Source organism: Aurantiacibacter sediminis, assembly GCF_016019885.1.
Taxonomy (GTDB): Bacteria; Pseudomonadota; Alphaproteobacteria; order Sphingomonadales; family Sphingomonadaceae; genus Alteraurantiacibacter; species Alteraurantiacibacter sediminis.
The window spans coordinates 1-22,284 of record NZ_JAEANY010000003.1 but is presented as its reverse complement, the minus strand read 5'-3'; the positions used below and the strand labels follow the sequence as shown (position 1 = coordinate 22,284).

Here is a 22,284-nt window from a genome sequence, read left to right as displayed (position 1 = left end):
TTATGCGTTTTCACATCACCTGCCTCGCTTTTGGCGCATTGGCACTCGGCGGCTGCACGGCTGTCGATTTGCCTAGCGATTTGACCAATATCCAGCGCGAGGAGGCTCTGCTGGCAGCCGTGGTAAGCCCCGCGCGGCCCGCAGAGCACATTGCGCAGGATGCGCAGCGGCAGCCGCTTGAAACCATGCTATTTGCAGGAGTTGCCGAGGGGCAGCGCATTGCGGAGGTTTCTCCCGGAGACGGGTACTACACGCGGCTGCTCGCGCAGGCCGTGGGCTCGACGGGGCGAATCTATGTTGTGTTGCCGGCGGGTGATGCCGTATCAATAGCTCTCTTCCAACCGCTTGCCGAGCAATATGGCAATATCGAGATTGTTAGTGATCTTTCCGAGCTCTCTTTGCCCGAGGGGCTCGATGTGGTGTGGGATGTTGCGACGGATCACGACACCGATGCGACAGCTTATGCGGCCGCATTGGGCGAAGGCGGCATCCTTTACATCGAGCGCGCGAATGCTGGGAATCCTATCGATGATCAGATCCTGGAATATTTCGCCTTCGACGGCCAACAGGACCGCGCCGATCCACCAATATCCGGCCTGAAATTTCATAGACGTTAACCGCGGGAACCAAATTCGTCGTCGTTATTTTAATCTGTCACAGGCCGCGCTGGCTCCCTGGCTTTTAGGTCAAAGAAGCGCGGCTTTTTGCTTTCTGTCGCCCGGGGCGCGACCTCGACGAAGGCCAGCAATTTCCACGCAGCGATCACCACCGCGGCGGATACGATTCCGTCCCAGGCGTAGTGCCAGGCAAGATGGAATGATCCGATCCAGATCAAAAACGCGTAAGAGCCTGCCACGCGGTGCGCCCAGCGCGCTTTTACACAGTCCTTGACGATCAGCCAGCTCAGCACAGCAAAGCCGACATGCACCGACGGCATGGCGGAAATGCCCGTGCCGAATGCATCTGTCTCGTACATTTCGATTAGGTAATCGGATAGCCGGATCGCCGAAAGCGGAGCGACGTCATTTGCCGTGTAAAGGCGGGCCATCAGCTCGGCATAATAGGCATCCCCGTAGAAATACTCGTAAAAGATCGGCCCGACGCTCGACATGGATACCGCCATCACATTGCCGAGCAAAATCAGCACCACCAGTACACCGATCATCGCGCGAAACTGGAAAGTGCGATCTGCCGATCCTCCGATAAAAATGGCGAGGAAGGGAAAGAGCAGGAACCACAAGACATAGAGCCGATCGAGCGCAATCGTGCCCCAAGTGCCGAAGATAGCATGCGATACGCGCCATGGATCATGGCCGAAAAACAGGATCCTATCCGCATCCACAAAAGGTGGATCGAGATAATACGGCACGTAATCGGCAATGTTCGCCTTGATAAAGGAAAAGCCCGCGCTCGCAAATGTGATCAGGACAATCAGGATTGCCGGGATTAGCAGGGCGATGGGGTCATCTCGCAGGACTTCCAACGCGCCCTTCGGCTCGCCTTCGAGGCGGGCGGAGCGGACCCGTTGCCACAGGACCAGTAACGATGCGGTAAGCGCAATCGTCAAAACGCGCGGAGAGAACGGCGCATACCATAGTCCCGCATGGCCGCCGAAAAAGGCGATGGCTACTACCGTGGGCAGCAGTGATGCCACAATGATGATTGTCGCAGCAAGAGGGCGCGAAAGGGTCAGCATGCAATCCCGAAACGACGGAGAAAACTCACCGTCTTAGTGCCACGTAAACCCTAACATTTTACCTAACGCGCGAATGGGCGCGGGTGCGGGTTATTTCGCGATGTGCTGAAAAGTGGCTCCCCGAGTTGGATTCGAACCAACGACCAAGTGATTAACAGTCACCTACTCTACCGCTGAGCTATCGGGGAGCAGCCCCCAAGCGGTATCTAGGGGGCAGGTGAGCGCCTATATTGGGGCGGATTCGGTTTGGCAAGACCAGTTTTTAACAATCCGCGCATTGGCGCGCGAATGGCGCGGTTCAGGTGATGAATTGCTCTGCGACAATACGCTCGTCCAGCGCGTGCCCGGGATCGAAAAGCAGCGTCATTTCCATGTCTGCAGCGATTTCGACATGTACCTCCGCGATATCGCGGACTTCCTTTTGATCGGCCACTACGGCGACGGGGCGCTTGGAAGGTTCGCGGACGCGGAAAGTCACTTTGCTGGTTTCCGGCAAGATGGCGCCCGGCCAGCGGCGAGGGCGGAACGGGCTGATCGGAGTGAGAGCGAGCATACGCGAGTCGAGCGGGAGGATCGGGCCATTTGCGCTGAGATTATAAGCGGTTGAGCCGACGGGAGTTGCCAGTAGCACGCCATCGCCGGCAAGCTCTCCGATACGGATACGGCCATTCACCAGGATCTCAATCTTGGCGGTCTGGCGAGTTTCACGCAGCAGGCTGACTTCATTGATGGCGCAGCTGCGTTCGGTTCGGCCGTCCTGCGTAACGGCTTCCATCTGCAAGGGGCGAACCGCCATGCGCTTGGCTGCATTTACCCGTTCGAGCAAATCACTCACGCCGTCATGGCGGTTCATCAGGAACCCAACAGTGCCCAAGTTCAGCCCGAAAACAGGGATGATCCGCTCCACCTCCAGCATATCGTGCAGCGTATCGAGCATGGTGCCATCGCCGCCGAGCACGATGACCGCATCAGCCTCTTCGATCGACACGAAATCGAAGCGATCGGTCAGCTCGCGCGCGGCCTTGCGTGCGCGTTTGGACTCCGAATAGACGAGGGCAAGCCGCTCAATATTGGCGCCCGTGTCGGCCGAGGTCTTTTCCGCTCCCATGCGCGCGACCCTATGAAGACGCGTCCCGATTTGCAACGCAGCATTCGTTGTGTGCGACACGAGCGTTTTTCATTGTCACAGGACTGTCATGTCAATTCCCACACAGGTTCATGATCGACGCCGCCGCCAGGATCGCCGCCGAACAGAACCGCATCCGATTACAGAAGACCTTGCAGAGGCAATCACCAACGGCGGGTTGGAGCTGCTGTTCCAGCCTCAATACGCAGCTTCGGATCATTCCCTTGTGGGGGCTGAGGCGCTTGTCCGTTGGGAGCATCCGGATCATGGTAAGTTGGCGGGTGACGCGCTTGTGGCGATTGCCCAAAGCGGCGGAATTGCGCGGCGACTTTCGCGCCATATTACACGCGCTGCGCTGATCGCGGCGCGCGACTGGCCGCCGGAGCAATGCCTCTCGATCAATGTCACCGCGATGGATCTGTTCGATCGCACTTTTGCCGAGGACTTGCTGGCTGTTCTTGCAGAGCTGAAGTTTCCGGCAGAACGACTGGCGCTGGAGATCACAGAGCAGGCCCTGGTTGCGGATCTCGACCGGTCAGCTGCAAAGCTCCGAATGCTGTCCGAGCATGGCCTACGCATCGCGCTCGATGATTTCGGCGCCGGCTTCTGCAATTTTCGCTATTTAAAGGTCTTGCCGCTCGATGCGTTGAAACTTGATCGCTCGATGATCGAGGGCATCGCCCACGATCCGCGCGATTTCGCCGTCTTGCGCGGCATTATCGCGATGGCGCGAGCACTCGATTTAACTGTCATTGCCGAGGGGATCGAGACAGATGCCCAGCGCCGTATCATCGAACAGGAAGGCTGCGCCTTATGGCAAGGCTTCCTCGGCGGAAAGCCCGTTCCCGCCGAGGATTTCGACACAAAGTCTGCCTTTTCATTCTGACCGATTATTCGGCGGAAGGCTCTGCCCCCGCCACATGCTCATCGAACCAGTCGATCATTTCGGCAAGCGTGTGAAGCACGCTTTCGCGCCCGCGATAGCCGTGGCTTTCGTGCGGCAGCATCACCAATCGCGCCGTACCACCTGTTCCGCGAACGGCAGCGAACATGCGTTCGGACTGCTGCGGGAACGTGCCCGAATTGTTGTCATTGTCCCCGTGGATCAGCAGCATCGGCTCATTGATCTGGTCGGCGGCCATGAAAGGCGAGAGCATGTAATACGTCTCCGGCGTCTCCCAGAAAATCCGCCGTTCCGACTGGAAGCCGAACGGCGTCAGCGTCCGGTTGTAGGCGCCAGAGCGGGCAATGCCGGCGCGGAAGATATCGCTTTGGGCGAGCAGGTGCGCAGTCATGAAGGCGCCATAGGAATGGCCGCCCACACCTACGCGCTCGCCATCGCTTATGCCCCGCTCGACTGCAAAATCGACGGCAGCCTGCGCGCTGGAGACGATCTGCTCGATGAAAGTGTCGTTCACCGTTTCAGGATCGTCGCCAATCACCGGCATCGCCGCATTGTCCAGCACGGCATAGCCCTGCGTCAGGAAGAACAGGTGCGAATAGCCGCCGATCCGGGTGAAGCGATACGGGCTATCGCGGTTTTGCGACGCAGTGGCGGCATTGTTGAATTCGCGCGGGTACGCCCAGACGACGAGCGGCAATTGTTCACCCTGGACATAGTCAGGCGGCAGGTAGAGCGTGGCGGTCAGCTCCGTCCCATCGGCGCGCGTGTAGGTCACGAGCTCGCGGCTGATGCCCGTCAGCTCCGGATGCGGATCGGGAAAATCGGTGAGCGCCATGACTTCCCCATCGCTGCGAAGACGGAAATTGCCGGGGTTCAGCGGGCTCTGGAAGAAGGTGATGAAGCGGTCGCCATCATCATCGAGCACATCGACAACGCTTTCCAACTCCTCGCTATCGTTTCGCCAGATTTCTTCGGTCTGGAGCGTGGCGAGATCGAAGCGGCGCAGGAAGGGACGAAGACCATCAGGCGTCGCGCCGCTACCTGAAAGTAGCAGCACACCGTCATCATTGCGCGCGACATTGAATCCGGCGGAGGTGCTGGTGGTGACGGGTGAGCCCGGATCGCCGTACGCGTCCTGAATATTGCGCAGGATCAGCTCACGCGGCGCGTTGTCTCCGGTGACGTCAATTTGGGAAATGCGCAGCTCTCGCGTGTCGCGATCATAGTCGTAAGCGAGCACATCATCGGTATTTTCCATGCCGATGAAGCCGGAGAAACGATCCTCGAACTCGGCAATTCGCATGGGCTCGCCGGTGAATGGTGCAGCAAGGCCGAACATGGCATCGCGCACATCGGTTTCAGTCCGCGGATCGCCGCCGTCTTGCGCCTCTGCCCAGACGACCAGCGCAGGCTCCGTGGGATGCCAGATGATGCTGCGGCGGCCCGTAGGCACGCCCTGCACAGGCAGATTGTCAGCAAGGGGCTGGCGCGCGATTTCGCTCACCATATTGCCGCTCGCGTCAGTGACGACAGAGGTTAGCGGAAAGCGTGAATAAGGCACCTGATAGCTGAAAGGCTGCTCCAGCCATTCCATCAGCATGTATTCACCATTGGGCGATGCAGCGGTATAGGTATACATGCGCGGCTCACCCAGAACCTCGCTCGCGCCGCTCTCAAGGTCGAATGCCACGGGCTGGCTGGTGCCGAGCCATGTGAACAGAGCTTCATCATGCGGATCTTCGAGCAAATCCTGATAGGTGCGCGTCTGCGCCTCTTCGCCGCCACTTGCGTCCTGAATGGCCGGGCCGCGCGGCGTCAGCGATTCCTCGGGCATCGGGCCGCGATCATCGGGAATTTTCATGGCCAGCAGGCGACCATCGGGCAGCCAGCGCGGGCCTTGGAAAATCGGGTTGATGCCGCGTTCCATGACCGTGGTCGTCTCACCCGTGGCGGTGTCGAGAACCATCAGTGCCATGCCGTCAGCATAGGTATTGGTGAAAGCGACATGCGCACCGTCGGGAGACCAGGCCATGTCGGAAATATCGGCATTCGCAGGCAGCGAGATACTGCGCTCCACCGATCCATCGAGATTGCGCAAAGTCATGCCGACATAGGCGCGCGTGCCGTGACGATCATTGATGTCCGCATCGAGCCGCAAGCCTGCGAGCTTTTCCATCGGCCGCGCCAGTTCAGCGACGGGCGGCAGGCTTTCCCGCTCCAGCAGCAGCAACGTTTCACCATCCGGAGATACGGAGACCGCAGGCGAGGGCGGCCGCGTTACGATGTCGGTGATTTCAGCGGGCGGCTCGCGATAACCTTCGGTTTCCTGCGCGAGGGCAGGGGTGGCGAGCGGGGCAGCCAGTGCAGCGGCGATAGCGGTGGTCAGCAGATAACGCATGGGGTGATCTCTCTCCTTTGGCCGCACACTAAATCGCGCGCGACCAGATAAGGCAAGAGGGTCATGGAGTTATCTGCAACTCCCGGCCTAAGCGGCCTCTTTCTTCTTCGCGCGTTTGACAATGCCGGACAGGCCCTTCGTTAGCTGGACCAGGCCGTTGAGGCGGCTTTGCGGATCGCCCCAGGCGCGGTTGATCTGCAGTTTCATGTCGGGACGCAATTTTGCCGAGCCCTCACGGTTACCATTCAGCCGCTCGACATAGGCGAGAAGGCCTGCCGGATCGGGGAAGTGATCCTTGTGGAAAGTGACCAGCGTCGCCCGCCCGCCGACTTCGATCTTCGCGATCTGCGCCGCGATGGCCTGCGCCTTGATTTCGATCAGGCGAATGAGGTTTTTGGTGGGCTGCGGCAGTTCGCCAAAGCGGTCGATCATTTCAGCGGCGAGGCTTTCGATCTCGGCAGAACCCTCGGCCTGGTTGAGGCGGCGATAGAGCGCCATGCGCACCGCCAGATCGGGCACATAGTCCTCGGGGATCATGATCGGCGCATCGACAGTGATCTGCGGGCTGAGACCGGTGGTATCTCCCTCCAGCCCGGCATCGCCTGCCTTGGCCGCCATAATCGCATCTTCCAGAATCGATTGGTACAGCTCGAACCCGACTTCGCGGATGTGGCCTGATTGCTCGTCACCCAGCAGATTGCCTGCCCCGCGAATGTCGAGATCGTGGCTCGCCAGCTGGAAGCCTGCACCCAGGCTGTCGAGATCGCCCAGCACTTTCAGGCGCTTTTCGGCAACTTCGCTAAGCTGCGTATCGGCAGGCGTAGTCAGATAGGCATAGGCGCGGATTTTCGCGCGACCCACACGCCCGCGCAGCTGGTAGAGCTGGGCGAGGCCAAAGCGGTCCGCGCGGTGGATGATCATTGTGTTGGCGCTCGGCAGGTCGAGCCCCGATTCGATGATCGTGGTGGAGAGCAGGACTTCATATTTGCCTTCGTAAAAGGCGCTCATCCGCTCTTCGATTTCGCCCGCGCTCATCTGGCCATGCGCGTCGATGAATTTTACTTCGGGCACGAATTCGCGCAGCCATTCGATCACCCGCTGCATGTCCGAAATCCGCGGCACGACGATAAAGCTCTGCCCGCCGCGATGGTGTTCGCGCAGCAAAGCCTCGCGCACGACCATATCGTCCCATTCCATCACGTAAGTACGCACAGCGAGGCGATCGACCGGCGGGGTTTTGATCGTCGAAAGTTCGCGCAGGCCCGTCATCGCCATCTGCAGTGTGCGCGGAATGGGCGTCGCGGTGAGCGTCAGCACATGCACATCGGCGCGGAGCTGCTTCAGCTTTTCCTTGTGCGTCACGCCAAAGCGCTGTTCCTCATCCACGATCACCAGCCCCAGATCCTTAAAATTGGTGTTCTTGGAGAGGATTGCGTGGGTGCCGATCACGATGTCGATATCGCCCGATGCAAGGCCATCACGTGTGTCGGACATTTCCTTGCTCGGCACGAGGCGCGAAAGGCGACCGATCTTCAGCGGGAAACCGGCGAAGCGGTCGACGAAGTTCTGATAATGTTGGCGCGCGAGCAGGGTGGTGGGCGCAATCATGGCGACTTGCTGACCATTCATCGCCGCAACGAAAGCTGCACGCAGCGCGACTTCGGTCTTGCCGAAACCGACATCGCCGCAGACGAGCCGATCCATCGGGCGGCCGCTCTCCAGATCGCGCAGCACATCGGCGATGGCCGCTTCCTGGTCTTCTGTTTCTTCATATTGAAAGCGGTCGAGGAACTGGTTGTAGCTGGCCTCCTCAGGCTCCAGCACCGGTGCCTTGCGCAAGGCGCGCTTGGCCGCAACCTGCATCAGCTCTCCAGCGATGGCGCGAATGCGCTCTTTCAGCTTAGCGCGGCGTTTCTGCCATGCTTCGCCGCCGAGCTTGTCCAATGCAACGGTCTCTTCCGAAGAGCCATAGCGGCTCAGGACTTCGAGGTTCTCGACCGGAATGTAGAGCTTGTCGCCGCCCTTATACGCCAGCATCACGCAATCGTGCTTGCTTTTGCCGACAGAGATCGGCTCCAGCCCAATATATTTGCCGATGCCATGATCGACATGGACGACGAGATCGCCGCGCGCGAGCGCCTGAAGTTCGGCAAGAAACGCGTCAGAATCTTTCTTCTTCTTGCGACGGCGCACAAGGCGATCACCCAGCAGATCCTGCTCGGTAATCAGCTCGATCTCGTCATTGGCGAACCCGGTATCGAGCGGCAGCACCATCGCGGTGGGCTGCCCTTTGGCGGACGCCCCTAGTGCTTCCTGCCAGCTATCGGCCTTGCCGATCTTTGTCCCGGCTTCCTCGATGATCGAGGTGATGCGGCTGAGCGAGCCTTTGGTGTAGGCGGCGAGAAGGGGGCGCTTGCCGGCCTTGCCGATTGTCGCGAAATGCTTTGCGGCCGCTTCGTAGACGTTAGCGCCCTGTGAGCGCTCCGGCGTGAAATCGCGCGCTGACTTGAAGCCGAAGTCGATGACCTTCTCGCTCTCGGGCTCGTCGAAAATCGTGGTGCGGTGGATCGGCTTTTCCGCCAGCCCATCGGCAAATTCGCCCTGCGTCAAATAGAGCAATTCGGGATCGATAGCGCGATAACTGCCGCGCGACTGGCCGGAGGTCTCGCCGCGCTGCTTGTGGTAATCGGCAATGTCGGCAAGGCGCTCTTCCGCCGCCTGCAGGCCGGAGGAGTCGATTACATATGTCGCATCATCGCCCAGATGATCGAACAGCGTCGCCATGCGATCTTCGAACAGCGGAAGCCAGTGCTCCATACCGGCAAGGCGGCGCCCATCGCTGACAGCTTCGTAGAGCGGATCCTGCGTCGCCTCTGCGCCAAAGGTCTCGCGGTAGCTCTTCCGGAAGCGCTTGATGCTGTCGTCATCGAGCAAAGCCTCGCTCGCCGGTAGCAGCAAGTGGCTGTCGATGACTTCGGTTGTGCGCTGGGTGTTGGGATCGAACAGGCGCAGGCTTTCAAGCTCATCGCCGAAGAAATCGAGCCTCAGTCCGCCTTCGAGGCCGCTTGGATAGATATCGACGATGGAGCCGCGCATTGCGAATTCGCCGGTGTCGACCACCGTATCGACGCGGGTGTAGCCCTGTTTTCGCAGAAGCTTCGCGAGGTTCTCATGGCCGATTTCAAAGCCCGGCTTGAACTCGCGCACAGCTTCCCGAATGCGGTATGGCGTGAGCACGCGCTGCAGCAGCGCATTCACCGTGGTGACGACCAGCTGCTGTCCAGGCTTCGCGCTCTGCATCCGGTGCAGCGCGGCAAGACGCTGCGCGCTCACCGACATGGCCGGGCTTGCGCGATCATAGGGCAGACAGTCCCACGCCGGGAACTCGATCACCTGCAATTCGGGCGCGAAGAAATGCGCGGCATCCACCACCGCGCGCATCGCTGCATCGTCAGGCGCGATGAAGACGGCGCGGCCTTTGGCTGCACGGGCGATATCGGCAAGAACAAGCGGCTGCGCACCACGCGCAACCTGGGCCAGCGTCAGCGGCTGACTGGCGTTCAATATGCGGGAAAGATCGGGCATAGGTGCATCAACTATCGGCAAGCAAAAAAGCCCCCAGCTCAATCGAGATGGGGGTGAATTGCCGCCTAGATGCGCACGTAATCCATTTTGCGCAAGGCAGTCATTTGGTCGCCCTGCATTTCTTCCGGCGGCTCCTGCGTGCCCATGGTCCACGCGAGGACATCGGGGTCTTCATAGGTCAGCAGCTTTTCGAACCACGTGAGTTCTTCTTCGCTCCAACCCTCGTGGAACGTATCGAAGAAGCAGCCAAAGGTGTAATCGGCTTCCCGCGTGCCACGGTGCCAGGCGCGGAATTTGGCCTTGTTGATGCGGGTTGTGCGATCTGTAGAGGTCATGACGGGCCTCCTAACAAGCTCGTCATTCCAGCGAAAGCTGGAATCTCTTTCCACAAGAGAGCGCTTTTCCGACCAGATCCCAGCTTCCGCTGGGATGACGGACTGGTTTAGAGTGGCACAATGCGCCCCGAAATCCTCAACCCCCTGTTTGCCGAGATCGAAACGCTCGATGGCGTCGGGCCGAAGCTGAAAAAGCCGCTGGAACGGCTCGGCCTCGCGCGGGTGAGAGACGTGCTTTACCACCTGCCCGAACGCTTCGTTACGCGGCGCGCGGTGAAGGACCTCGACGAGGCAGGTGTGGGCGATCAGATCGTTGTGCCGCTTACCGTCGTCGAGCATCGCAGTCCGCGCAATCCAGGGCGCGGGCCGTACCGGGTGCTGGCGCAGGACGTGCTCGGCAATATCTGCGCGCTGACCTATTTCGGGCGCGCCTCCTACACGGCGAAGAAGCAGCTGCCGGTCGGCGAGACGCGCTGGGTCGCGGGGCGGCTCGACCAGTTCGACCAGACGCTGCAGATCGTTCACCCCGACCATGTTGCGGAGAAAAGCGCCGATGCGATGGGGAAGATGGTGGAGCCAATCTACCGCCTTGCCGAAGGGCTGACCCAGCCGCGGATCGGTGGATTTGTCGAGCAAGCGATCGCCAAGGCCCCTGAAATGCCCGAATGGATAGAGCCCAACACTTTCGAGCGAGAGGGTTGGCCGAACTGGCACGATGCGATCGCGCTGGCGCACAAGGGGGAAAACGGGAAGGCGCGCGACCGGCTCGCTTATGACGAGCTTTTCGCCAATGCCCTCGCGCTGATGCTGGTGCGCCAGAGCAACCGTGCGCGGCGCGGACAGGCTTTGAAAGGCGACGGCTCTCTGCGAGACAGGCTGGAGCTGCCGTTCCCGCTTACTGGAGCACAGCGCCGCTCGATTGACGAGATTACAGGCGACATGGCGCAGGCCAGCCCGATGCTGCGCCTGCTTCAGGGCGATGTCGGCGCGGGCAAGACCGTGGTGGCACTGGAAGCGATGCTCGCAGCGGTGGAGGCCGGAGCGCAGGCCGCTCTGCTCGCGCCGACCGAATTGCTCGCTCGCCAGCATTTCGAAACCCTGCGCGCGATGGCGAAGCCGACCGGCGTCGAGGTCGCGCTGCTGACGGGCCGCGACAAGGGGAGGGCGCGCGAGAGTATCCTCATGGGCCTGCTCGACGGCAGCATCCAGATTGTCGTGGGCACCCATGCGATTTTTCAGGACACGGTGAGCTACAAGAACCTCGGCCTGGTCGTGATCGATGAGCAGCACCGCTTTGGCGTCTCGCAGCGCCTTATGCTGGCGCAAAAGGGTAAGGTGACACCGCACACGCTCGCCATGACGGCAACGCCTATCCCGCGCACTCTGGTGCTCGCCAATCACGGGGAGATGGAAGTCAGCCGTCTGGATGAGCTTCCGCCCGGCAGGCAGGCCATCGACACGCGCGTTCTGCCGCTCGACAGGATCGAAGAGATCGCTGCCGCCGTGGGGCGCCATGTCGAAAGCGGTCAGCAAGCCTATTGGGTCTGCCCGATGGTCCGCGACAGTGAGACTATGACCGACGATATCGCTGCCGCCGAAGCGCGCTACGCCGCGTTGAAAGAGCGGTTTGGCGAGGATGTCGTGATGGTCCACGGCCAGCTCGCACCTGAATTGAAAGACGCCGGCATGGCGCGCTTTGCCAGCGGCGATGCGAAGATCCTTGTCGCGACCACGGTGATCGAAGTCGGCGTGGACGTGCCGAACGCCACGTTGATGGTGATCGAGCAGGCCGAACGCTTCGGCCTCGCCCAGCTCCACCAGTTGCGCGGCCGGGTGGGGCGGGGCAGCGAGAAATCGACCTGCCTGCTTCTGCGCAGCAATGAACTCAGCGAGACCGGCAAGCAGCGCCTCGCCCTGATGCGCGAGAGCCAGGACGGCTTCCACCTTGCCGAAGAGGATCTGAAACTGCGCGGCGGCGGCGAACTGCTCGGCACCAAGCAGTCCGGCGAAGAAGGCTTCCGCATCGCGAGCCTCGAACAGGTGAGCAAATATATCGACATGGCCAATGCCGATGCAAAATTGCTGGTCGAACAGGAAGGCGGACTTGAAAGCGCACGCGGGCAAGCGGCGCGGCTGGTTCTCTACTTGCTGGAGCGCGATTGGGGTGTGCAAACGCTGCGAGGTGGGTAAACGCCCAATTTTGAGCCTTGCACACGCTGTGGTATCAGAATGCTTTCGGGCATCTGCATTGGGGGGAATGCATGAACGATATCAGGCTATTCGCACCGGATCCGATCGATTTTTCTGATCCTTCGCCTTACAGCTTGCTGGAATATCAGGGTCACATCATTATCGGCGTGATCTGGTTTGTCGCAGCGATTGTGGCCTTCTTCGCGCGCAAGGGAAGCACGCTGCACATTCGTGCAGGGCAGATTTGTATCCTCGGAGTATTCATTGTCGCGATAACCGCGATCATTATGCTCGTGGCGGAGTTTATTCCTCCGCTCGCTCTCAATGCTATCACTTCCAGCTATGCGGTGGCGACTGCCTGGCTCGCGCTGAAACCGGCCAGCGCGCGCGTGCGCGCGGCGGAGTATGCGCTGACGGCGTTGGAAATCGTTGCGGTCGGTATATTCATCCTGGCCGCCCTTCCCAATGTGATTTCGGGGGTCGTTCCGATAATCGGCCCGGGAATAGTGCTGCTCGTGCCGCTCATTCTGCTGGCGGGAGACATTAATTGGTACCTGAAGCCAGACCAGCGCAACCGCCTGCGCATTGCGCGGCATCTGGCGCGCATGGTTTGGGCCTTTGTAATCGTGCTTCGCGCGCCGCTGGTGGAATTCGAGACCGCCGGGTTCTACGATCTGCCCGATCCGTTGCTCGTCGCTGGGCCAGTGCTGCTCGGTGTTGTGATGCTGCTTTACTTCCGCAACAAATACCCGGCACGCGCGCCCACCTGATCGCTTGCGTTCACCGCCCACAAGCCTAGTCTCCCGCGAAATCAATTCTTCGGGAGACTAGACCATGACCCGCAATTTCTTCGTCACCACCGCAATCGCTTTGGCTGTTGCCATGCCGCAGGCTGCTTTCGCTCAGGATGCGGAGGCCGAGTTTGTCGAGCTGCGCGAGGATGTTTGGCAAAATGCACTCGATGGTTCGCCTTGGCTTTCCGAAGGGGTGGGGGATCGGCGCAATGATGGATCTTTGGGCGATCCATCCATAGAAGGCTATGACGAGGGGATCGCGCAGACGCGGGAATTCCAGGCGCGGCTTCAGGCGATCGATGTCGACATGCTGCCGGAAAACCTTCGCATCGACTACGCCTTGCTAGCGCGCAGCTTCAACGATCAGCTTGAAGCGGCCGAGCACGATCACAGCCGTTACATCACTTTCACCAATCGCGGTGGCCCCCAAAGCGCGATTGCGAGCCTGCCATATTCGAGCCCGCTTTTCACCGCCGCCGATTATGATAGCTATCTGACCCGCTTGGAAAGCTTTCCCGAATACATTCAGGCCTTTATCGACAGGAGTGAAGGCGCAATCGAGCGTGGCCTGACACAGCCTTGTGAGCCAATGCAAGGTTACGAAAACTCCATCAGCGGCTTCATCACCGAAACCCCCGAAGACTCAGTGTGGTGGCAGGCTTTCGACGAACGTCCGGCCACAATTTCGGAAACGGACTGGGCCGGTATCGAAGATCGTGGGCGAACCGCTATCACCGAAGGCGCCTTCGCCGGTCTCCAGGCCTTCCGCGACTATTATGTGCAGGATTTCGCTCCGGCATGCCGCGCCGATGAGGCACCGGGTATCGGCGGAACGCCGGGCGGTGAGGCATATTACGCCTATCGCGTGCGCAGTTTCACGACTACCGACATGACGCCACAGCAGGTGCATGATCTGGGTCTTTCCGAAGTCGCGCGCATTCGGGCCGAGATGGAGGCCGTCGCGGCCGAAGCTGGCTTCGACACGCGCGAAGCTTTTATCGAGCATCTGCGCACCGACCCGCAATATTATCCCGAAGATGAAGAGAGCTATCTCGAATATACGCGCGCGCTCGCCAAGGAAATCGATGGGTGGATGCCGCGCCTGTTCGGCCGCCTGCCGCGCCTGCCATATTCGGTCGAGCCGATCCCCGCAGCTGTCGCTCCCGGCAATACCACTGCCTATTACGAGCGTGGATCGATGGCCACGGGGCAGCCGGGCATCTATCGTCTGAATCTGACCGAACTGGACCAGCGCCCGCTGTGGGAATTGCCCGCGCTTGGCGTTCATGAGGCGGTGCCGGGGCATCATCATCAGATCGCGCTGCAGCAGGAACTCGACATGCATCCGCTGCGCGCCAATGGCAGCTTCTTCACCGCGTTTGTGGAAGGATGGGGCCTTTATTCGGAGCGGCTCGGCATCGAGATGGGGCTCTATGACACGCCCGCCAAGGAAATGGGTCGGCTGAGCTATGAAATGTGGCGCGCGACCCGCCTTGTGGTCGACACCGGTATCCATGCGATGGGCTGGACCCGCGACGAAGCGGTTGCCTACATGCTGGACAATACCGCGCTTTCCGAAGGCAATATCAATGCCGAGGTCAATCGCTACATCACCTGGCCGGGGCAGGCGGTTGCTTACAAGATTGGCGAGCTTAAAATTCGCGAATTGCGGACCCGCGCCGAGGAAGCACTCGGGGCCGATTTCGACCTGCGCGACTTCCATGACACGGTGCTGGAAAACGGTGCGGTGCCGCTGAACGTGCTGGAAGCGCATGTCGATGCGTGGATTGCGAGTGAGCTGGCGGAATAGGCTTTCCTACAAAACCACGGATGCAACATGAGGCGGGGATGATTTCCTCGCCTCAACTTTTTATGCAGCGCCAGATATTTAGAGGCCATTCGTGCGCACGGAACTTTATTCTCCTGAACACTGTCACACCTGTCACACCCCCGCTGCTTCAGCGCGCGAGAATCGGGGGTGAACGCGCCTTTTGGGCTTGCGATCACGCTTCATCGCAGCGAAAGGAGGGCGCACCTAGTGCAGCCTTGAACCAATCCGGAAAACCGCTCTCGTGATCCTCACCCCTTTCGAATGGTCCATCGCCAAACGCTACATGCTGCCGGGGCGCAGCGAAGCGGTGATTGCTCTGGTGGCCGGTATCTCGATCACCGTGGTCGCGCTTTCGGTCGCCATGCTGGTGATCGTGATGAGCGTGATGAACGGCTTTCGCGGAGAGCTGATCGACCGCATCACCAATCTGAATGGGCACGCGGTCGTTCAATCATACGGCGGCAGGCTGGAGAATTGGGAAGAGCTGCTGGGCGAGCTTGAAGCGACCGAGGGCGTCACCGACGCTTCTCCCTTGATTGAGCAACCGCTGCTCGCAACCTACAACGGCCGCGCTGAGGCGGTGTTTGTGCGCGGGAATACGCAAGAGGATATCGACCGCTATCAGGACAAGATGGTGGCGGGTGATCTCAGCACGATCACGCCGGACGCGAACAACGTCGCCATCGGTGCGGCGCTGCAGCAGAACCTTGGCATTCGCCTGGGTGACACGATCACGATCATCAATCCCCAGGGACGCACCACGCCGTTCGGCACAGTGCCGCGGCAGGTGGGTTACACCGTGACGGCGGTGTTCTCCGTCGGCCTCATCGACTTTGACGAGCGCTTCGTGGTGATGCCGATCCCGACCGCGCAGACGCTAACTATGACGGGCGAATCCATCAGCATGATCGAAGTGCAGGTGGAAGATCCGGAGCGGGTGAACGAGATACTCGAACCGGTAGCGCGTCAGCTCGATGGCCGCGCCATTGTCACCAGCTGGCAAAGCATGAACGCTTCGCTGTTCGAGGCATTGCAGGTGGAGCGCGTTGCCATGTTCTTCGCGCTGTCCATCATCGTGCTGGTGGCCGCCTTCAACATCCTCTCATCACTCGTCATGCTGGTCCGCAGCAAGACACGCGATATTGCCATCGTCCGTACGATGGGCGCAACGCGGCGGAGCCTGATGAAGATCTTCGTCACCACCGGCTCTGTTGTCGGACTTGTCGGCACGCTCACCGGCCTTGCGCTCGGCTTCATCGTGCTGTTCTTCCGTGGCCCCATTGTCACCGGGCTCAGCACCGCATTCGGCGTCGAGTTGTGGGACCCGCAGGTTCGCTTCCTCACCGAATTGCCATCGCGCACAGATCCGGTGGAAGTGATGGCGATTGCCGGAATGGCGCTGGGCCTCAGCTTTCTCGCGACGCTGTATCCGGCCTATCGAGCCTCCAATACCGATCCAGTCGAGGTCCTGCGCTATGAGTAGTCTGGTCGTCCGCCTTGCAGGCCTCGCTCGCAATTTCGAGCAGGGTGATGTCACCATCGAAGTGCTGCGCGGCGTCGATATGCAGATCGCGCCGGGAGAGATCGTGGCGCTGCTTGGTCCGTCGGGATCGGGCAAATCCACGCTCTTGCAGGCGGTCGGCCTGCTCGAAGGCGGATTTGAAGGCACTATCGAAATCGCCGGACAGGACGCGAGCGCCCTCAACTCTGCCGAGCGCACGACTTTGCGCCGCGATCATCTGGGCTTCGTTTACCAGTTCCATCACTTGCTGCCCGATTTCACCGCGATGGAGAATGTGATCCTGCCGCAGCTCCTGCTCAACGTGTCGCGCGCCGATGCGAAGGTGCGGGCGGAGCATCTGCTTGGCGCGCTTGGCCTCTCGCATCGCCTTGAACACCGGCCGAGCAAGCTGTCGGGCGGTGAGCAGCAGCGTGTGGCTGTGGCCCGCGCGCTTGCCAACAAGCCGCAATTGGTGCTCGCGGATGAGCCCACGGGCAATCTCGATGAGAAGACTTCGGAGCGGGTGCTGGGTGAGTTCCTTGAGCTGGTGCGCGGGCAGGGCAGTGCGGCTCTGGTGGCAACGCATAACGAACGTTTGGCCGCGCGCATGGACCGTGTGGTACGCCTGCATGAGGGACGGATAGAATAGCTTGATGGTGGCATCTGCCGCACCACGCTATGTAACCCTCAGTCGATCGTCGCCGAACTAACTGGTCAGAAGGAGATACTCGCATGATCGAGTCCATATCAGACTGGTTCCTCTCGCTGGGCGAGACCTACGGCGTCAATCCGTGGATCTTCGGCGCGATCTATGTCGGCGCGATTCCGTTCTTCCTCGCTTCCGTAGGGTGGATCGTGAAGAATGCGCGGGCGGGCAAATCGACATTGCTGCCGACCATGCTGGCGGGCTTCTTCTTCGTCTCCGCCTATCTGTATCTGGCGATTGTGGGACAGAACATCCCGGTCTGGGTGTGGGTCTTCCTTGCCGCGCTGGTGATCTACGGCGCGATATCTCAAGTGCGTCAGACACGCCGCAAGATTGCAGAGGCGCAGATGGAAACGACAGGGGAATAACCCACCGGCTTTTCCCCAGCGCGGGCTTTGCGAATCTGCGCGCGATCACCATAGTGAATGCATGGCCTACGCACCCTTTGTTCCGCTCCGTGTGATTTCGAGCTACTCGATGCTCGAAGGAGCGATTGACCCGAAGGCGCTGGCCAAATTGGCGAAGGAACGTGGATTTCCCGCCATCGCAATTTGCGATCGCAATGGGTTGTATGGATCGACCATGTTCTCCGGCTCTTGTGTGGGGGAAGGTGTGCAGCCGATTATCGGGACCCTTCTCGGCGTGCGGCGTGGTGAAGGAGAACCGGTCGACTTCCTGCCGCTCTATGCGCAAGATGAGGATGGCTGGAACAACCTCTGCTATCTCGTCAGCCGCGCGCATCTGGACCGGCCGCTTGAGCTTGAGCCCCATGTCATCTGGGAAGACTTCACAGGCCACACCGATGGGCTGATCGCTCTAACCGGCGCAAGTGGCGGAACGGTCACGCGGCTGCTGGCTGACGGGAAAGAACGCCGCGCCCATGAAGTGGCGGAGCGTCTGTCTGCCCTGTTTCCTAATCGCCTCTATGTCGAGCTGGCGCGGCGCGGAAACCCGATCGAGGAAGCGGCGGAAGAGGGCTTGCTCGATCTCGCCTATGCGCAAGGCCTGCCTCTGGTCGCGACGAATCCGGCCAACTTCGCCGAGCCACACCAGCATAGCGCGCACGACGCCATGCTCTGTATTGCCAATTCATCGCAGATCGACAGCGCGGACCGTCCTACCTCCAATCCGCAAGCCTATGTCAAATCCGCCGCGGCTATGGAGGAGTTGTTCGCCGACCTGCCGGAAGCAACCGCCAACTCCCTCGTGATCGCCCAGCGCACCGCCTTCGCGCCGCCGCGGCGCGCTCCGATCCTGCCCAGCCTTGCAGGCGATCAGGAAGGCGAAGCGCGCATGCTGGAAGAGGATGCCAAGCGCGGTCTCGCCGGACGGCTCGAAGTCTATGACGAGCTCTCCGACGAAGAGCTGAAAGTTTATATGGAGCGACTCGATTATGAGGTTGGCATCATCAAGAATATGGGCTTTCCCGGCTACTTCCTGATCGTTGCCGACTTCATCAAATGGGCAAAGTCGCAGGGGATACCGGTGGGGCCGGGGCGTGGGTCGGGTGCGGGCTCGCTTGTCGCCTGGGCGCTGACCATCACCGATCTCGATCCCATTCGCCTGGGCCTGCTGTTCGAGCGCTTCCTCAACCCGGAACGCGTTTCAATGCCTGACTTCGATATCGACTTCTGCGAAACGCGCCGCGGCGAAGTCATCCGCTACGTGCAGGAGCGATATGGACACGACAAGGTCGCTCAAATCATCACTTTCGGTAAGCTGAAAGCGCGCGCCGTGCTGCGCGATACGGGCCGCATCCTGCAAATGCCCTATGGTCAGGTGGACCGGCTCACCAAAATGGTGCCCAACCACCCGACCGATCCGTGGACGCTACCGCGCGCGCTCAATGGCGTCGCTGAATTCAAGCGCGAGTATGACAATGACAATGAGGTGAAACGCCTCGTCGATCTGGCGATGCAGTTGGAGGGCTTTCCGCGCAACTCCTCTACCCACGCCGCTGGTGTGGTGATTGGCGACAGGCCGCTGAGCCAGCTTGTCCCGCTATTCCGCGATCCGCGCTCGGACATGCCGGTGACGCAGTTCGACATGAAGCATGTCGAGGACACCGGGCTGGTCAAATTCGACTTTCTTGGCCTGAAAACGCTCAGCGTGCTGCGCAAGGCGGTGGATTTGCTGGGGCGGCGCGGCATCACGGTCGATCTCGATACGCTGCCGTGGGACGATGCTGGCGTTTTCGACCTGCTCAAACGCGGTGACACAGTCGGCGTGTTTCAGCTGGAATCCGAAGGGATGCGGCGGACGCTGACAGCGGTGAAGCCGACGAAGTTCGAGGACATTATCGCGCTCGTCTCGCTCTACCGTCCGGGCCCGATGGACAACATTCCGCTGTTCGGTAAGCGCAAGGCGGGTGAGGCGCTGATCGAATACCCGCACGAAAAGCTGAAAGGCATCCTCGAAGAAACCTACGGCATCTTTGTTTATCAGGAGCAGGTGATGCTCGCCGCGCAGATCCTTGCCGGATATTCGCTCGGCGATGCTGACTTGTTGCGCCGCGCCATGGGCAAGAAGAACCAGGCGGAAATGGACAAGCAGCGTGCGCGCTTCTGCGATGGCTGTTTCGAAGTTTCAAGCATCGAGAAAGCCGAGGCAAACGCGTTGTTCGACTTGATCGACAAATTTGCCGGCTACGGTTTCAACAAGTCGCACGCCGCCGCCTATGCATTGCTCAGCTACCAGACGGCTTGGCTGAAAACCCATTATCCGGAAGAGTTCTACGCTGCGTCCATGTGCTTCGACATGCACCAGTCGGAGAAACTGGCGGTGTTTGTCGATGATGCGCGGCGCAATGGCATCGACCTGCTTGGGCCCGATATCAATGCCTCCGAGGCTGAATTCGTGGTCGAGGAGACTGACGAGGGCTGGGCGGTGCGTTACGCACTCGCTGGCATCCGCAATGTCGGTGAGAAAGCGATGGAGCAGGTCTTCGCCGAACGCATTGCGCATGGCCCGTTCGAAAGTCTCGAGGATGTATTCAAGCGTCTGCCCGCAGGGTCAATGAATCGAAAGCAGTTGGAAGGCCTGGCCGGAGCCGGTGCTTTCGATTCGCTGGAACCGAATCGTGCCAAGGTGCTGGCCAATGCTGATATGCTCCTGGCGGTCGCTGATGCGGCGAACCGTGAAAAGGCGAGCGGTCAGGCCGCGCTTTTTGGTGGGGATGATCACGCTGAACCATCACTCAAGCTCGCTGATTCAGAGCCGTGGACCCGCGGTGAGCAAATGGCTGTCGAGCGCGACACTTTTGGCTTTTACTTCGCAGAACACCCGGTCGCCGAATTCAAGATGATCGCCTCCGCCAATGGCGCGCGCAGCTATGCCTCGCTAATAGAAAGTGGAGCTGAGGGTGGTCGCCAGAAGGTGGTGATGGCCGCCATGGTCGAGAGCGTAAACAAGGGTCGAACGAAGCGCGGTGCTGAGTTCATCCGCGCAGACTTCTCCGACAGTTCCGGCCAATTCAGCGCCGCCTGTTTTGAAGAATCACTGGTCGATAGCTTTCAGCAATGGGCGGATGACAGCATGTGCCTGCTCCTCAATGTAGAACTGGATTCGCCAAATCCCGATGATCCGCCGCGCGTCACGGTCCGCGGGGCGCGGCCACTATCCGAAGTGACGAGTTTTGCGCGCATGCAACTGACTGCGGACGTGCATGACGTCGCTGCGATTGCGACGCTTCAGGACGTGCTCGAACTGGGCAAGGCTGGTCATGGCGAGGTGCAGATCACTCTGCATATAGATGGCGATATCGCGCCAATTATCCTGCTGGGGCGTGACTTCGCCCTGTCAGGTGAAGTGGTCGACGCCCTGACCGGCGTTCCCGGACTTTCCAATGTTCAGATGAGCCCAATTCGCGGCGTTGGACATCTTAGGTTGGTGGCTTAAAACGCGGCATGGCAGATGCGCTTGGTGATCTGACGGAGAAGGAAAAGGAGGCGCTGCGCCTGCTTTTGGCTGGTCATGATGCCAAATCCAGCGCTCGCGAACTCGACATCTCGGTCCATACCGTCAACGATCGCCTCCGCAATGCACGCCGCAAATTGGATGTGTCTAGCAGCCGGGAAGCCGCAAGAATTTTGGGGGATGCCGAGGGCGCGATACCACAAAACCCTGCGCGCAACGATTTGGGGATGGGAGACGAGAACGGAGTCGAAGACACTGCAGACCTCAACGAAACAGGCGGTCCATCCCGGATTGTCTGGCTAGCAGGAGGAATGCTTACCATGTCTTTGATTATCGCAATTGCCGCCGTCGCCCTGATCGCAGAGGATACCCCGCCGACCGACACCGTTGCTGGTGACGATTTCACGTCAGAAGCGGATATCGCAGCCACGCAGACTGACGGCGAGTCACGCGAAGCGGCCGAAACCTTTATCGCGCTTGTCGATGCGGGTGATTATCAAGGCAGCTGGGAAGCTGCCGGAAGCTTTTTCCAGTCAAAAACGACCGCCGAGCAATGGGCGTCGCTGGTGGAACCTGTTCGCGAGCCGCTCGGCGCCGTAACCAGCCGCGAGATCGCCAGCGTACAGCGCGCTGATTCGCTCCCCGGTGCTCCCGATGGCGAATACGAAGTCCTGCAATTCGCCACGGTTTTCGAAGGACGGCCGCAGGCCGTAGTCGAAACCGTCATCATGCTGGATAGCGACGAAGGCTGGCAGGTCACCGGCTACTTCGTCCGCTAGGTTTAAAGCGTCGTACTGTGGCCCAATCGGCAAAAGTCGCCACGACTGACCGAGCAGCAACTCGATAGACACAAAAAGAAGGGCCGGGAGATCGCTCTCCCGGCCCATTCTGTTTGCCCTGATGGCGTGGCTTACATGCCCGAGTTCGGACCGTAAGTGATTTCCACACGGCGGTTTTGCAGTTCGCGGACACCGTCGGCAGTCGGAACGCGCAGGTCGTTCTCACCGAAGGCTTCGCTCATGATGCGGCCGCCCGGGATACCACGGCTTGTGAGGTATGCCTGGACCGAGTCGTTACGGCGCTCTGCAAGACCCATATTGTAGGTCTGCGTACCCGACGTATCGGTGTGGCCTGCCAGCATGATGCTGGCGGTGCCGCAATCGCCGTAAGCGGTGACAGCCGAGTTGAGCACGGTGGCTGCTTCCGGCGTGATGTCGCTCTCATCCCAATCGAAGAACACGATGTAGGGACCCGTGTTGCACTCAACGACCGGCGGCGGAGGCGGCGGCGGAGGAGGCGGGGG

Annotated in this window: 16 protein-coding genes and 1 tRNA gene; 10 read left to right on the top strand and 7 right to left on the bottom strand. The window is 60.3% G+C overall.

The window, feature by feature from the left end; genetic code table 11:
- The first annotated feature begins 2 nt into the window (after positions 1-2).
- Positions 3-617: a hypothetical protein gene (locus I5L03_RS09420; RefSeq protein ID WP_197921544.1), complete on the top strand. Its 615-nt coding sequence runs from the start codon at positions 3-5 to the stop codon at positions 615-617.
- 29 nt (positions 618-646) lie between these two features.
- Here the strand turns inward: I5L03_RS09420 and I5L03_RS09415 are convergent, their stop codons facing one another.
- The 3 genes from I5L03_RS09415 to I5L03_RS09405 form a co-directional block, all read right to left on the bottom strand.
- Entirely contained in the window at positions 647-1,696 is a 1,050-nt protein-coding gene (locus I5L03_RS09415) for a phosphatase PAP2 family protein (RefSeq protein ID WP_197921543.1), read from the bottom strand.
- 113 nt (positions 1,697-1,809) lie between these two features.
- A tRNA-Asn gene (locus I5L03_RS09410) sits at positions 1,810-1,884 on the bottom strand.
- Positions 1,885-1,994: 110 nt separating this feature from the next.
- The gene (locus I5L03_RS09405) at positions 1,995-2,804 is read right to left on the bottom strand and encodes an NAD kinase (RefSeq protein ID WP_197921542.1); all 810 of its coding nucleotides are present in this window, start codon (positions 2,802-2,804) and stop codon (positions 1,995-1,997) included.
- Positions 2,805-2,892: 88 nt separating this feature from the next.
- On the opposite strand from I5L03_RS09405, the gene I5L03_RS09400 reads away from it, so the two are divergent.
- Positions 2,893-3,708 (top strand): EAL domain-containing protein, encoded by an 816-nt coding sequence (locus tag I5L03_RS09400; RefSeq protein WP_197921541.1) that lies wholly within the window; start codon positions 2,893-2,895, stop codon positions 3,706-3,708.
- A 4-nt stretch (positions 3,709-3,712) separates the two neighbouring features.
- Here I5L03_RS09400 and I5L03_RS09395 read toward each other — a convergent pair whose 3' ends face one another.
- From I5L03_RS09395 to I5L03_RS09385, 3 genes are all read right to left on the bottom strand, one after another.
- Entirely contained in the window at positions 3,713-6,124 is a 2,412-nt protein-coding gene (locus I5L03_RS09395; RefSeq protein WP_197921540.1) for an alpha/beta hydrolase family protein, read from the bottom strand.
- 87 nt (positions 6,125-6,211) lie between these two features.
- Entirely contained in the window at positions 6,212-9,709 is a 3,498-nt protein-coding gene (gene mfd / locus I5L03_RS09390) for a transcription-repair coupling factor (protein ID WP_197921539.1), read from the bottom strand.
- A 65-nt stretch (positions 9,710-9,774) separates the two neighbouring features.
- Positions 9,775-10,044: an FAD assembly factor SdhE gene (locus tag I5L03_RS09385; RefSeq protein ID WP_197921538.1), complete on the bottom strand. Its 270-nt coding sequence runs from the start codon at positions 10,042-10,044 to the stop codon at positions 9,775-9,777.
- A 120-nt stretch (positions 10,045-10,164) separates the two neighbouring features.
- Between I5L03_RS09385 and recG the strand changes: the two genes are divergently transcribed.
- The 8 genes from recG to I5L03_RS09345 all read left to right on the top strand — a co-directional run bounded on the left by recG (position 10,165) and on the right by I5L03_RS09345 (position 21,760).
- Positions 10,165-12,234, top strand: coding sequence for an ATP-dependent DNA helicase RecG (gene recG / locus I5L03_RS09380; RefSeq protein WP_197921537.1), 2,070 nt, complete (start codon positions 10,165-10,167; stop codon positions 12,232-12,234).
- A 71-nt stretch (positions 12,235-12,305) separates the two neighbouring features.
- Positions 12,306-13,004: a hypothetical protein gene (locus tag I5L03_RS09375; RefSeq protein ID WP_197921536.1), complete on the top strand. Its 699-nt coding sequence runs from the start codon at positions 12,306-12,308 to the stop codon at positions 13,002-13,004.
- A 64-nt stretch (positions 13,005-13,068) separates the two neighbouring features.
- The gene (locus I5L03_RS09370) at positions 13,069-14,838 is read left to right on the top strand and encodes a DUF885 domain-containing protein (RefSeq protein WP_197921535.1); all 1,770 of its coding nucleotides are present in this window, start codon (positions 13,069-13,071) and stop codon (positions 14,836-14,838) included.
- A 262-nt stretch (positions 14,839-15,100) separates the two neighbouring features.
- Positions 15,101-16,342, top strand: a complete 1,242-nt coding sequence (locus I5L03_RS09365; protein ID WP_197921534.1) for a lipoprotein-releasing ABC transporter permease subunit — start codon at positions 15,101-15,103, stop codon at positions 16,340-16,342.
- Positions 16,335-17,009 (top strand): ABC transporter ATP-binding protein, encoded by a 675-nt coding sequence (locus tag I5L03_RS09360; protein WP_197921533.1) that lies wholly within the window; start codon positions 16,335-16,337, stop codon positions 17,007-17,009. Before I5L03_RS09365 ends, I5L03_RS09360 begins: the two co-directional genes overlap by 8 nt.
- Positions 17,010-17,092: 83 nt before the next feature.
- Positions 17,093-17,434, top strand: coding sequence for a hypothetical protein (locus I5L03_RS09355; protein ID WP_197921532.1), 342 nt, complete (start codon positions 17,093-17,095; stop codon positions 17,432-17,434).
- A 61-nt stretch (positions 17,435-17,495) separates the two neighbouring features.
- The gene (dnaE, locus tag I5L03_RS09350; RefSeq protein ID WP_197921531.1) at positions 17,496-20,963 is read left to right on the top strand and encodes a DNA polymerase III subunit alpha; all 3,468 of its coding nucleotides are present in this window, start codon (positions 17,496-17,498) and stop codon (positions 20,961-20,963) included.
- An 8-nt stretch (positions 20,964-20,971) separates the two neighbouring features.
- Positions 20,972-21,760 carry a helix-turn-helix domain-containing protein gene (locus I5L03_RS09345; protein WP_197921530.1) on the top strand — a complete coding sequence of 263 codons (789 nt, stop codon included), beginning with the start codon at positions 20,972-20,974 and terminating at the stop codon, positions 21,758-21,760.
- Positions 21,761-21,891: 131 nt separating this feature from the next.
- On the opposite strand, the gene I5L03_RS09340 is transcribed toward I5L03_RS09345, so the two are convergent.
- On the bottom strand, positions 21,892-22,284 hold a 393-nt coding region (locus I5L03_RS09340; RefSeq protein ID WP_197921529.1), incomplete at its 5' end, for an OmpA family protein.

Coding starts and splice junctions, on each gene's coding strand:
- I5L03_RS09420 (WP_197921544.1), top strand. CDS start 3: ATGCGTTTTCACATCACCTGCCTCGCTTTTGGCGCATTGGCACTCGGC.
- I5L03_RS09415 (WP_197921543.1), bottom strand. CDS start 1,696: ATGCTGACCCTTTCGCGCCCTCTTGCTGCGACAATCATCATTGTGGCA.
- I5L03_RS09405 (WP_197921542.1), bottom strand. CDS start 2,804: ATGGGAGCGGAAAAGACCTCGGCCGACACGGGCGCCAATATTGAGCGG.
- I5L03_RS09400 (WP_197921541.1), top strand. CDS start 2,893: ATGTCAATTCCCACACAGGTTCATGATCGACGCCGCCGCCAGGATCGC.
- I5L03_RS09395 (WP_197921540.1), bottom strand. CDS start 6,124: ATGCGTTATCTGCTGACCACCGCTATCGCCGCTGCACTGGCTGCCCCG.
- mfd (WP_197921539.1), bottom strand. CDS start 9,709: ATGCCCGATCTTTCCCGCATATTGAACGCCAGTCAGCCGCTGACGCTG.
- I5L03_RS09385 (WP_197921538.1), bottom strand. CDS start 10,044: ATGACCTCTACAGATCGCACAACCCGCATCAACAAGGCCAAATTCCGC.
- recG (WP_197921537.1), top strand. CDS start 10,165: ATGCGCCCCGAAATCCTCAACCCCCTGTTTGCCGAGATCGAAACGCTC.
- I5L03_RS09375 (WP_197921536.1), top strand. CDS start 12,306: ATGAACGATATCAGGCTATTCGCACCGGATCCGATCGATTTTTCTGAT.
- I5L03_RS09370 (WP_197921535.1), top strand. CDS start 13,069: ATGACCCGCAATTTCTTCGTCACCACCGCAATCGCTTTGGCTGTTGCC.
- I5L03_RS09360 (WP_197921533.1), top strand. CDS start 16,335: ATGAGTAGTCTGGTCGTCCGCCTTGCAGGCCTCGCTCGCAATTTCGAG.
- I5L03_RS09355 (WP_197921532.1), top strand. CDS start 17,093: ATGATCGAGTCCATATCAGACTGGTTCCTCTCGCTGGGCGAGACCTAC.
- dnaE (WP_197921531.1), top strand. CDS start 17,496: ATGGCCTACGCACCCTTTGTTCCGCTCCGTGTGATTTCGAGCTACTCG.
- I5L03_RS09345 (WP_197921530.1), top strand. CDS start 20,972: ATGGCAGATGCGCTTGGTGATCTGACGGAGAAGGAAAAGGAGGCGCTG.